The sequence below is a fragment of the Paenibacillus sp. NMA1017 genome, from assembly GCF_058895805.1.
Genome location: NZ_JBZXYR010000014.1, coordinates 1 through 12419 on the forward strand (window position 1 = coordinate 1; position 12419 = coordinate 12419).

The 12419-nt window shown below is 47.3% G+C and carries 9 protein-coding genes; 1 reads left to right on the plus strand and 8 read right to left on the minus strand.

What is annotated here, in order from left to right:
- Window positions 1-151 precede the first annotated feature (151 nt).
- The 6 genes from AC5ELV_RS23260 to AC5ELV_RS23285 form a co-directional block, all read right to left on the minus strand.
- Window positions 152-2119 carry a BglG family transcription antiterminator gene (locus AC5ELV_RS23260; RefSeq protein WP_493432076.1) on the minus strand — a complete coding sequence of 656 codons (1968 nt, stop codon included), beginning with the start codon at window positions 2117-2119 and terminating at the stop codon, window positions 152-154.
- 46 nt (window positions 2120-2165) lie between these two features.
- Window positions 2166-4841 carry a mannosylglycerate hydrolase gene (gene mngB, locus AC5ELV_RS23265; protein WP_493432077.1) on the minus strand — a complete coding sequence of 892 codons (2676 nt, stop codon included), beginning with the start codon at window positions 4839-4841 and terminating at the stop codon, window positions 2166-2168.
- 44 nt (window positions 4842-4885) lie between these two features.
- Entirely contained in the window at window positions 4886-6001 is a 1116-nt protein-coding gene (locus AC5ELV_RS23270) for a PTS fructose transporter subunit IIC (protein WP_493432078.1), read from the minus strand.
- A 99-nt stretch (window positions 6002-6100) separates the two neighbouring features.
- Window positions 6101-6418 carry a PTS fructose transporter subunit IIB gene (locus tag AC5ELV_RS23275; RefSeq protein ID WP_493432079.1) on the minus strand — a complete coding sequence of 106 codons (318 nt, stop codon included), beginning with the start codon at window positions 6416-6418 and terminating at the stop codon, window positions 6101-6103.
- Entirely contained in the window at window positions 6419-6874 is a 456-nt protein-coding gene (locus AC5ELV_RS23280; RefSeq protein WP_493432080.1) for a PTS sugar transporter subunit IIA, read from the minus strand.
- Window positions 6875-6986: 112 nt separating this feature from the next.
- Window positions 6987-7880: an AraC family transcriptional regulator gene (locus AC5ELV_RS23285; RefSeq protein ID WP_493432081.1), complete on the minus strand. Its 894-nt coding sequence runs from the start codon at window positions 7878-7880 to the stop codon at window positions 6987-6989.
- A 130-nt stretch (window positions 7881-8010) separates the two neighbouring features.
- Here AC5ELV_RS23285 and AC5ELV_RS23290 point away from each other — a divergent pair, with 130 nt between their 5' ends.
- Window positions 8011-10266, plus strand: coding sequence for a beta-L-arabinofuranosidase domain-containing protein (locus AC5ELV_RS23290; RefSeq protein ID WP_493432082.1), 2256 nt, complete (start codon window positions 8011-8013; stop codon window positions 10264-10266).
- 141 nt (window positions 10267-10407) lie between these two features.
- On the opposite strand, the gene AC5ELV_RS23295 is transcribed toward AC5ELV_RS23290, so the two are convergent.
- Together AC5ELV_RS23295 and AC5ELV_RS23300 are read right to left on the minus strand one after the other, a co-directional pair.
- Window positions 10408-11556, minus strand: a complete 1149-nt coding sequence (locus AC5ELV_RS23295) for an RDD family protein (RefSeq protein ID WP_493432083.1) — start codon at window positions 11554-11556, stop codon at window positions 10408-10410.
- Entirely contained in the window at window positions 11534-12406 is an 873-nt protein-coding gene (locus tag AC5ELV_RS23300) for a LysR family transcriptional regulator (protein WP_493432084.1), read from the minus strand. The genes AC5ELV_RS23295 and AC5ELV_RS23300 overlap by 23 nt, the downstream gene beginning before the upstream one ends.
- Window positions 12407-12419 lie beyond the last annotated feature (13 nt).

Consider the following 12419-nt stretch of genomic DNA (forward strand, 5'->3'; position numbering starts at 1 on the left):
TAACACCCCGTTTTTCCAGATACCAGACCATTATGGTGCAAGGAAAAAGAAACCCACGTCTCAAAAAGACGGGGTTTCTCGACAATCTGAGAGATCACGAATGATCTCTTTTTTTATTGCTTCATATAGTGGGACTACAGACTAGTCACCCTCAATGGTAATCATTGCTCTTGACTGCAAGCACCTGTCGGGCGATTAGCATAAAGGCATCAAAGGAGTGGCAATGCTTTAATCGTTCCAGCGTCTCTTCCTGGCGGATCAGTTCTACAAACAAATCATAAATCCCCATAGCCTGTTCGTAGTCCTCTTTGCAGATTGAAAGCAGGAATACCACATGAACCTCATGGTTGGCATCCCAAGGAATTGGCTTTTCCAGCAAGCACACGCTTACGACCGTTCGGTTAGAGCTTAGCTCCAGGGGATGGGGAATGGCCATTCCTCGATCCAGTGCAGTAGAGCCCAGCTTCTCTCTTTCTTTGACTGCTGGCAAAAACTTGTCGGTCACTACTCCTTTTTGCTTTAAAATACTGCTCATTTCTTCAATAAGGGCATCTTTGTTCGGCTGATCGGATCGGGTCATAAACCATTGCTTGTCAAAATACCGTAGCAGTGAAGTTTCCTGTTCCTCATCGCTGGCCCGTACCATCCGCGTCATTGTCTCCATATCCCGTTCCGAAGGAATCGGGCTAATCACCGCGAACGGTTTATCCTTACGCTGCTGCAAGTGAATGGTCGAAACGACGAGGTCCTCATCGACGGTGGACATCTCCTCGTATTCCCGTAGTGAAACCACTCGGGATACATCCAGCTCAGCGAACAGCGAACGTAGCCTGGATTCTAGAATCCGGGCGGTTCCGTAGCCGGAGCCGCACACCAGCAACACGGTTTTGCGACGCCGATGAGGGATATTATATTTGCGTTCCAATGCAGCCCCGATATGAAGTGCCAAATAACCGATTTCGTTATCGTTGATGTCGTACGGAAACGATTTTTGCAGTTCTTTTACCGCACCAACTGTGATTTCATAGGCAAGCGGATAATACTTGCGAATATGTCCAAGCAGTGGATTACGCATGTTCATACCATGCTCCAGCCGGGTCAGCATGGGCTTCAAATGTACAAATAAATCCTTGGACAGCCGTTCGTCGTCACGCAAGTCATAGGTAAAGCGTTCGTAGACGAACGTCAGCATCCCGTGCACTGCCAAGAAGAGATGGTCAGACTGGAGGCGTTCCCACTCGGTTTCGGCCATCTTTTTGCTGACGATATGCAGCAGAACATAATCGAACTCTCCTTCAGGACAGGTGATGCCAAAGACCTCTTCCATCTCCCTCAGCATGGCGCTAGCCAATTCAGTATCCCGCGGACTGCCCGCCACCGCCTCAAAGCGTTCAAAACCATGTCCTTCCTTCACTCGCAGCACCATGACCGCCAGATGAGTGATGAGATCTTTCAGCGCCAAATCAGCCATTTTGGTCCCAACGCTCCGCAAATGCTTTAGAATAATTGTCCGGATCTGCGGTAGATCCAATCCTTGAAACAGCTGTTGTTGTTCCAAGGGCATGTCGCTGCGTTGCCCCTCTTCATCGCGAACGTCGGCATATTCAGCCAGGCAATAACGAATATTCTTTTCTTCACCAACTACCTTTACACCATGTCCCGGCTTGGTGCGCAGGGTGAGGCTATAATCCTCCAGAATCCGACGGATGATTTTGGAATCATTATTCATCGTAGCCCGGCTAATATACAGCTCATCGGCGAGATCTTCCATCTTCACGTATTCCCTCGCATTCAGCAGCTTGAACAGCTCATACCGTATGCGTTCTTCTGGAGCCCCCGGTAGCCCATGGCCTACTTCTGTTTCTTCCTGACTTTCATCCGCAAATAAATGGTATTTCTCACGATCATCAACCCTGATCGTATAGCCGCTACCCCTCTTGGATTCCAGATATGCTCCATATTCATTCAGCATACTATCCAGCTTCTTAAGATCATCGCGAATGGTCCGCTCTGTTACCTCCAGCCGCTCAGCGAGCGCTTTGGTGGTCCAAGACCAGCCTTGATCAATTCCACTGACGAGCTGGTACAGCTTTTTCAAGCGTTTGTAGGGAAAAATCATGTAGATATAAGACCTCCTTTCCGATAAACCGTATTTTACTTCCACGTTATTTCAATTCCGGGGTTACCCGTACCGTTAATAGCTTGCAATGCTGCAATTCCGGCAATTGTGCACCTTCCGTATCGGACGAAACCAATGTTTCTCCCTTGGAACGCTCATCCAGTGAAACCAACTCGTAATGGGCCGATTCACTGTATGTGATATGTGCAGTCGCATTTTTCTCTAAGTAAGGATTAAATACACGGACGATATAACCATCACTATGCTCTGCTTTCTTGAATGCACTTAAGATTACATTGGAATCCTTGCTAAAAGATAACAGGCTATAGTTTTGCTCAAATATTCTTTCTTCGTCTCGGAAGGCAAAAATTAAACGTCCGTTCAGAAAATCAGACAGCTGGTAGCTGGACAATGGTGTTAAATATTCCTTGGCCGCTTGAGCGATGTTCGCCTCATCAAACCCGGATTCGTGAACATGTAGAGCAAACGTAAATGAAAGCTCACCGAGCAGCTGTGCATCTGGCGTTTCTACGATCTTTTCTCCTGAGGCACGACCCGGGCGGTATAGCAGATTCTCCTTGCCCATATAACCAAAAGTGCGGAATAACGTCAGCGCTATTGTATCATGTTCATGCCCAATGACTTCATATTCCCTTACTCCTTCAGTCATCACGGCTACTCCACGGGAGCCATCGTTTAACGCAACATAGCTTTGCATAGCTTCAATGGTGATCGGCTTTTCCGTCCACTGTTCCCGTTCCCATACCTTTACTTCCTCCAGCGTAGTTGGACGGGCAATGACTCCGAACGGCTGATCTGCAATAGATAGCTTAGAGGCAATCCCGGTATCAAATAGCACCCGCAGACGGTGACTCAGCACTCGGTTGTCTACATCCACCGAGAAGCGTATCAGGCGTTCACCTTTTCGCAAGGAGACCGATGCCTGCAATGGCAACTCAGCCGAAGTCACAGCAGCGGAACGCTCATTTAAATCATATGGAACCTTCAGCTTCATCCGAAGGGACAATTCCTCGGATACCGTACTTTTGGATGTTATTGTTTCCACTTCAGCACCAAGCGAAGAGACGGTAAGATCACGTTCCGGCGGAGAATAATTGTAGGAATCTCCGTCATCTCCATTTTCCTCGAACACCATCTGGTCCGCGTACACACGTCCCGAAATTTTATCCGTGATGCTTAATGCCCCGTTCTTCTGTACGGCTATGCTATAAAATTCATTTTCAATATATTTTCCGTTGCTACGTTCTGCTGCTGCATCCCCTGTTGTACTAAAATCAAATATAATTTGTGTGTACCCCATAGCAGGTACGTCCTGTAGCTCCACCAACAGCTTGGCACGGAATACACGCTCAGGCAGGTACACCTTTTTGCTCGGATTCAGATCAATATGCTGACCGAGCACGTAGTCTGTTTGTTCCACTTTCTCGGTAATCGTATACAAAAGCTGCTGACCGTTCGTATCCCGAATGACAAAGCTTCCTTCCGGCAAGTAAGCATCAATCTCTGTCACTCCCTTGCGCGGGTAAGGCAACGTATTAAAGATGGTGAAGGCAAAAGTCTCCTCCTGCTTAATCTTCGATGCGATCAGTCGCTTGTGCAGCTCCAATACATTCTCCGCGATATCCCGCGCCTGTTTATAACGATAAGCCACATCCCGGTTCGTCGTATCACTATTGCATCCACCAATGCTGTCGTGGGCTGCATTTTCAAACAACAGCTTCCATATATCCTTCACGATATCATGTGGATATTCATGCCCAAGTGCATGGCTGATCGACAGTATAGGCTCCAGCGTGTTCACGATTAAATGTTCAATCTCGTTATTTTGCTGCTTAAGGTCAGCCCGTGTGGAAAAAATCGACTTATGAATACGCATATGCTTGGCTTCCATAAGCTCTCCTTCCAATACAGGAAGGCCGCTGCTGTCCTTTTCAATCTCTTCAAGGAAACGTTCCGGCTCATTCATCACATATTCCCGTTCCGGGTCCAGCTCGTTAAACGTGCGAATCAATTCCGGCAAGTTCAGGCGGATAGGTGCTTGGTCGAAGCCGTTGGGGAAATAGACATGGCGGGTGGACGCTTTTTCTTCCAGCGCACCGATCTGGCTGTCGAGATACGTCTCAAGTTCTCCCGCTTCCTCTGGAATATTCCCACCATAGTAGTAGCCAAATGGCATCTGTACCGCAAACACCTGACTGCCATCCGACCCCTTCCACAAAAATTCGGTTTTCGGATTCGTATTATCGGCTACCCCGCGCCAGAATAGAAAATGCCGAATACCGAACTCCTGATAAATCTGCGGCATCTGCGCCGACTGACCGAAGGCATCCGGTACATAACCGACCTTCATAGCATGACCATATTTCTGCGCCGTTTCCATACCGTAATACAGATTACGGACAATCGATTCACCGGAAATCACCAATTGATCCGTCTGCGTATACCACGGTCCGGTCATCAGGCGTTTGTCGCTTACCAGACGGCGAATGCGCTCTTCATCCTCCGGGCACCAGCGGGTATAATCGTCAAGCAAGGACCCTTGGGCATCCAATAGATAGTATTTAAAACCGTCCCCATTCTCCAACGCATCCAATACTTCTTTCACATGCTTCACCAAGTAGACTTTGGATCTGGAAGTGGTAAAATACCATTCCCGATCCCAGTGAGTATGTGGTATGACATGCACTTTCGTACGGCTCATATCTCGTTCTCCCTCCATGCTGTCTATTCTTTATCTAGTGATATCTAGTCAAATACAAGCTCAATGTCTTCTCCATTTTTCTTAACAGACGCTTCTTTCGTTTCAGCCTGCTGCTGTTCTTCCTCACGGAAATTGACGAGCAAGGTTCCTGCCACAATGATTAATGCGCCTGTAACCCCTCCAGCCAGATATGCAAACGGATTACCTACGGAGATGGCGCCATACAAACCTCCAATTGGAGGCATGATGACATGTGCGCCCAGCAAAGCCGTCAATGCTGCACCTGCTGCGCAGGCAATCATGTTCAGTGGAATTAGCTTGGCAGGGTTACGCAGTGTAAACGGGATAGCCCCTTCCGTAATTCCGATAATGCCCATAATCACGGAGCCTTTTCCAGCTTCCCGATATGTTTTGGAAAAGCGATGCTTCAGAATCAGGGTTGCAATTCCATAGCCTAGCGGTGGAATACAGATGGCAATGTTTACGAAAATATTGGGTAAATACACGCCCGACAGAAATAACGCATTTCCCGCCATCCAGGCTGCTTTATTGACGGGACCCCCAAGATCGAACCCAATCATAGCTCCCAAAATCAAGGCTAGTGCCAAGGTGCTGGTTCCGCTCTCACTCATATGCTTAATCCAGTTGACCAGTCCTTCATTAATCGCGCTCAACGGCCCACCCAGGATGACGGACATGAGAATTCCGGTTAAGCCTACCGTAATGAGGGGTAAAATAATCAGTGGAACAGAGCCTGCGGCCGGACCTGTGATTTTCACTTTGTTTTTCACCCAGAGGGTGACATACCCTGCAAAAAAACCTGCAACAAGAGCGCCCAAGAATCCCGCATTCGTCTCCTGTGCCAGCACACCGCCAATCAGTCCTGCAGCAAGTGCAGGCTTGTCGGCAATTGAATAGGCGATATACCCAGCCAGAACCATGTTTAGCAGTCCGATTCCGCGCCAGCCTACATTTTCGACTAAGTATAAAATATGAAGAAAGCCACTTTTGTCAGCATATGGACCAAAGTCAGTGACACCCATGGTCAGACCGATAATTTTACATACGGCAACAATCAAGGAGCCTGCAATAATAACCGGAAGCAGGTAAGAAATTCCTGTCATCAGATGCTTTTTAGCTTCACCCAGCCATTTTTTCATCGTGTTCTCCCCCATCATGAATACTACTGTTATTCAAAGGCTCATCGGATATCATTCCTATCATCTACGCTACTGATTGTCCGTGTTGCCTCCCTAATCTTATTTTTGAGCAGATATGGCCTCCACCGCTTTGGTAAGAACCGCTTCCGCATTGTTGACCGCATGACCGATTTTAACGCGAACAATTCTTTTATCTTCAAAACGCTCGGCATCCTTCACTGTCTGATCCGAAGCAATCAGTACAAAATCCGCCGCTGCAATGTCTTCCTCCGTAAGTTTGTTCACTTGGCCTAGTGCACCTTGCTGTTCCACTTTAATATGGTGACCGAGCTGTGCCGCCGCTTTTTCCAGTGCTTTTGCCGCCATTGGAGTATGAGCCAATCCTGCGATACATGATGTAACGCCTACAATTTTCATTTATGACACCAACCCTTCGGTATACTGTTCCAGCAATTGATACACATCGCCGCTGCTATGGGCACCCGCTACCGCCTTTTTGAAGGAATCCTCTAAGAGCAGGGTTGCGAGCGAGGAAATAATTTGTAAATGGGATACATCCACGGACCCTTTAGGCACCAAAATACTAAAAATATACTGGACAGGCTTGCCATCATGAGAGGCCCAGTCAATGCTGTGTTCCAATCGGATTACGAGGACTACTGGTCTGGTGACCACTTCGCTCTGCGTATGAGGTATGGCAAACTGATCCTGAAGCCCTGTCGAGTATACCTTTTCCCTCTCCCACAAATCCTGCACCAGCTGCTCCCTATGGACGGTGACACCCAGCTTTTCTGCCTCTTGGGCAATAAACTCAAACACAGCCGATTTGGTCTCCAGCTTCTTATCCAAATAAATCTGTTCTCTAGTAATCATGGTGGATGTCTCTCCTCCCTTCTATCTATAGGTGAAACGCTTACAAGTTTATTTTAGCCGACTCTTTCTCCATGTTTTATCTATAAAATTTCCCTATCCAAGCGGAAATGCACTAGACATTGTTCATAAATGTTTTGTGATAGGCATTCCGGTATTGGGAAGGAGTCATATGGGCTCTCTTTTTGAACAAACGCATAAAATACTTCTCATCGGTATAGCCTGCCTCTTCGGCAACCTGCTTAATGCTCATATCTGTACGGGAAATCAACTCTTTGGCTTTGTTGATACGAATACTATGAATGAACTCCAGGGGACGCATGCCTGTATTTTGCTTGAACAAACGGGAAATATAATCCTTGTTATAATTGAATTTTCGAGCTAAATCCGTCACGGTCAGCGGCTCTTCGGCATGAATTCGGGTCCACTCGATAATTTTGTTAAAACTTACATTTCCCTGTGAATGGACAGGATTGGAAAGCAAGCGGCTAAGCGCCAGTTCAGATATCTCAATCAGTAGCGAGGTGAACAAATAATTGGCACTGTGATACGTAAGGTAATGTGAGTTGGCTACATGCAAAATCTGATTGACAATAATATGAATCCGATCCCCGTTGTCTGCCTGTACACATTGCGGTAAATAGATATCACGCATCACACCGTGACGCTGCAAACGCCCATCCATAGCACTTGTTTCCTGCTTCATTTCTTCATTAGATAATACATTCGGGGTCGTGGGAACATCGAAATGAAACCAATAAAATTTCACGCCCGGCAACGATTCCCGGTATCCTTTATGCGTACGACCGGGGTAAAGCAATAGAATATCTCCCTCGCCTACTTCAAAATCTTCCCGTTCCTCCCGTATATATACCGTCTCTTGGACGCCCAGGATCAGCTCAAAATTCTCAATGGAACGACTCATATGCTTCCAAGGTACCTCGTTAACAAACTCGCCTGCCGAGATCAGTTGGATCGGAGCATTTACATTTACTTTTAGATAGGTCATGTTATCGCCTCTTTAGGTTCATGTTCGGATTTGTCCACCCATTGTATGGTTAAGCTACTGACATACCGCGATTGCAATGCTAATGTAGTGGAGAAATATACACTTTCATCTTAGCTAAGGAGCGATGATTTTGAAAGCTAAAGCTTTTGGCTTGCATAAAGTAAGAATTGATTCCGGCCCACTTCTACATGCGATGGAACTGAATACGGCCTACCTGCTGAGTTTGGAACCCGACCGTTTATTATCACGCTTTCGTGAATATGCGGGACTGGAGCCCAAAGCGGCTCACTATGAAGGCTGGGAAGCGCGTGGCATCAGCGGACATACACTCGGTCACTACCTGTCCGGCTGTGCACTGATGTTTGCCTCCACAGGCGACGAAAGGCTGTTGGAACGCGTGAACTATGTGGTCGACGAACTGGAAATATGCCAAAACAGTCATGGAAACGGATACATTTCCGGCATTCCACGTGGGAAAGAGATTTTTGAGGAAGTAAAAGCCGGAGATATCCGCTCCCAGGGCTTTGATCTGAACGGCGGCTGGGTGCCATTATATACCATGCACAAGCTTTTTGCGGGCTTGCGTGATGCACATCTGCTGGCACATCATCCCAAGGCCCTGTCTATAGAAATCAAACTCGGCAACTGGCTGGAGGATGTACTTCAAGGGCTGGACGATGATCAGGTGCAGCAGGTGCTGCACTGCGAGTTTGGCGGTATGAACGAGGTACTGACGGATCTGGCGGAACATTCAGGAGAAGGACGCTTTTTGAGTCTGGCGGAACGCTTTTATCACGGAGAGGTGTTAAATGATCTCGCGGACAGCCAAGATACGTTGGCAGGGCGACATGCCAATACGCAAATCCCCAAAATTATTGGCGCTGCACGGCAATTTGAAATGACAGGCAAACCGCAATATGCGGACCTGTCCCGCTTTTTCTGGGATCGGGTGGTTCACAAGCATTCTTACGTGATCGGCGGCAATAGTTATAATGAACATTTTGGTGAACCTGGCAAGCTGAATGATCGTTTGGGCGAAGGGACCTGTGAAACCTGTAACACCTACAATATGCTGAAATTAACAAGACATATGTTCGAGTGGGACGCGTACGCAGCCTATGCCGACTACTATGAACGAGCAATGTTCAATCATATTCTGGCTTCACAGCAGCCTGTAGATGGACGTGTGTGCTATTTTGTATCGCTGGAAATGGGAGGACACAAGTCCTTTAATTCTCAATATGAGGATTTCACATGCTGTGTCGGTTCCGGTATGGAGAGCCACTCCATGTACGGCACTGCGATTTATTTTCACACGCCAGAAACGATCTATGTCAATCAATATGTCCCTTCTACCGTGACATGGGACGAGATGGGCGTACAGCTCAAACAAGACACTCTCTTTCCGCAAAATGGACGGGGAACGCTGCGCGTCATGAGCAAGGAGCCCAAGTCTTTCACGATCAAGCTAAGATGCCCGCACTGGGCGGAGCAAGGGATGATGATTAAAATTAACGGGGAAGAGTATGTCGCAGAGGCTTGTCCTACCAGCTACGTTGTAATTGAACGGGAATGGAACAATGGGGATACGATCGAGTACGACATTCCTATGACCGTGAGAGTCGAGGAAATGCCGGACAATCCGCGCCGAATTGCATTTATGTACGGCCCGCTTGTACTGGCTGGGGACCTTGGCCCTGTCGTGCAGGAATCCAACGAGGAACGTCTGCTTGCGTCTGTTCTGATCGGATCGGCCGATTCCCTGACAACGAAGCTGATTGCTGAAGGGAACGAGCCCAATACATTCCATATGACCGACTTAGGCTATATCGGAAACTTGCAGCTTCGTCCTTTTTATCAGATGTATGATCGTTCATATACCGTCTATTGGGATCTCTTTTCCCAGGAGGAATGGGCAGCAACCGAGGCAGAATACCGTACCGCGTTAGCGTATCAGCTAGAGCTGGAACGACTTACAGTGGACGTTGTGCAGCCTGCCGAAATGCAGCCTGAACGGGATCATGCCTTTACTGGAGAGCATGTAGGTCTGGGGTCCATTTATAACCGCAAATATCGCGATACCTGGCCTGGGGGCTGGTTCTCTTTTGTCATGAAGTTGCTTCCGGATGAGCCTGTCCAATTGACGGTCACTTATTTGAAGGACTTGAGCCGTCCCCATAGTGACTTTGACATCACTGCGGATGGTCAGATTTTAGGAGAAGGCAAGCTGGAGTCCGAGGAAATGAATAAATTCGAAACGTTCGCCTATGAGCTTCCTCGATCTGTGACGAACCACAAGAATGAAGTTACGATTCAATTCACAGCCCATCCCCAAGGCAAGGTGGCAAAAGTGGCCGGATTGCGAGTGATCAAAAGTTATCTATAGCACCATTTGGCCTACTCCGTTTTAATTGTTCATTTTTTAAAATAAGCCTATAAAACAACAAGCAGACGCTCCTATAAGCTGTCTGCTTGTTCCGCTTATTGCCTTACACCTGAGAATCATCGTTATTGCTTCATGTTCACTTCACAGCATGTTCATTTCGCGGAAGCTGTCTCTAATCTTGCGTAGCTCTTGCTGTGCCCTGCTGTATCGGGAAGCATATGTCCAAGCAAGTACTTGATGATAATGCGAAGGTGTTTCAATCGTGGTCACGTTATACATGGCCAGATTCCCGTCTATTTCTCCTTTTAGGGTAAACTCAATGGCTGGATATCCGTTCACCACCATATCTGAAGCGGTCCCCAATTCAGGGTCCGTAATTCCTGACACCAAATGATCCTCAATAATCCCTTTATATTCTTGAAGAGTCATACTGCTGTCAAAGTCGCTTTTCGGTTCAGACAATACAATCAAATATCTTTCGGTAAATTCATTTTTAATGGAGATGTCGGCATCCTCATTAATCGCATTTTCTCGTGACCAGTTCCACGGAGCCGTAACCGCAAACTGGCTATCCTTACTAGTGAATACCTCAGGCTTCACGATTTGAGTAATGAGCGTAGAAATTAAAGATACAGCAAAGACAATCGAAATAATCGTTATCAGGATGATTGCTCCTGCAAAAATCCCGGTTTTCTTTCTGCCCGCCTTTCCCAAATCCCTTACCTTAACCACATATGTATTCGCAGCCATATCTCCAATCCGTTGTTTCCGAGGTGTCACCAGCACACATATACCGGCGGGCAGCCCCATGAAAAGCAGCGGATTCGTATCCACCAGATGTATGAGCGTACGGATCAAGGATTTAACCATGCCTGGCGGCCTTCCATCTCCATTCACAACCTGAATACGAAGTACAAACTTGCCCAGCGTATAGCCCGTAAGTCCTTCCAGTAACAGATAATAGCAGAAGGAGCCAATCAGGAAGAGTATCACTACTATGCCCATATTTGGGGTTCCAGCTTCAGCTACTTTTTCCGCTATAAAATATACCAGCCCTCCATACCCAAAGACGATAAGAATGAAGTCAATTATCCAAGCCGCCCATCTTCTGAAGAAAATAGCGGCTCCGTATGTTTCTGATAATACTGCCATCTTATCCGGTTCTCGTCGATGGTAGCTGCCATTCGGCGCATATTGTCCCGGAGCTACTGTAGATGGATTGTTCGATAAATTATGTTCTTCCAAATGATACACCCCTGATGTCAATTTAATCCCAGTTAAGTATAGCATCCTTTTTCATCCAGTGAAGCAAGCCTGACAGTGCACTGGAGTAAACCGAATCCCGCCGATGAACAAACCACACCTCTAATTTGCGATATTTTTCAGGTAAACGATGAGAAGCAATACTTCCCGCCTCCTCTGCCTTTGCAATCGACGATTGTGGCAGCATGGACACTCCCAGGCCAGAGGCTACACCACCCAAAATGACTTCCAATGTCCCGAACTCCATGACCTGAAACGTATCCACACCTGCTTCGCTCAGAAAGCTTTCCGCTCTTGTACGATGCGTGCAGCCTACGTCGAAGAACAGCATAGGCTTGGCAAGCAGCTCGCCCATGTCCTTTTTCCCTGGTTCCGAGATGAGCACCAATTCCTCTTCAAAAGCTGCAACATACTCTATATGCGGATCATCAACGGGTCCATAGACGAATGCTCCATCTAATTCGTAATTCAATACCTTTTGTACGAGCTCATGTGTGCTGCCTGTCATAAGCGATAGATGGACATCAGGATATTGAGCGTGATATTCCGTCAATAAAGAAGTCAGATGCGTAACCGCCGCCGTCTCAATCGAGCCCAGTCGCAAAGGTCCAGTAGGATGGTCCGAATATTGAGTGGATTTTACAGCCTCGTCTAGCAATGTCAGTATGGTGTCCGCATATTCCAGCAGATTCTCTCCTGCCGACGTTAGCGTCATCCCTCGATTAGATCGGCGAAATAGCGGTACGTTCAATTGTGCCTCAAGCTGCTGAATCCGCGAGGTCACATTAGACTGTACATAATTCAAAACTTGCGCAGCCTTCGTGATACTGCCCTCGCGAGCGACAGCCTGAAAAATTTTCAAATCACTGCTTTCCATGTATACGTCACCT

Bases quoted from the DNA above. Each gene is read 5' to 3' on its own strand.
- AC5ELV_RS23295 (WP_493432083.1), bottom strand. From the start codon at position 11,556: ATGCTATACTTAACTGGGATTAAATTGACATCAGGGGTGTATCATTTG.
- AC5ELV_RS23285 (WP_493432081.1), bottom strand. From the start codon at position 7,880: ATGACCTATCTAAAAGTAAATGTAAATGCTCCGATCCAACTGATCTCG.
- AC5ELV_RS23275 (WP_493432079.1), bottom strand. From the start codon at position 6,418: ATGAAAATTGTAGGCGTTACATCATGTATCGCAGGATTGGCTCATACT.
- AC5ELV_RS23260 (WP_493432076.1), bottom strand. From the start codon at position 2,119: ATGATTTTTCCCTACAAACGCTTGAAAAAGCTGTACCAGCTCGTCAGT.
- AC5ELV_RS23270 (WP_493432078.1), bottom strand. From the start codon at position 6,001: ATGAAAAAATGGCTGGGTGAAGCTAAAAAGCATCTGATGACAGGAATT.
- AC5ELV_RS23300 (WP_493432084.1), bottom strand. From the start codon at position 12,406: ATGGAAAGCAGTGATTTGAAAATTTTTCAGGCTGTCGCTCGCGAGGGC.
- AC5ELV_RS23280 (WP_493432080.1), bottom strand. From the start codon at position 6,874: ATGATTACTAGAGAACAGATTTATTTGGATAAGAAGCTGGAGACCAAA.
- mngB (WP_493432077.1), bottom strand. From the start codon at position 4,841: ATGAGCCGTACGAAAGTGCATGTCATACCACATACTCACTGGGATCGG.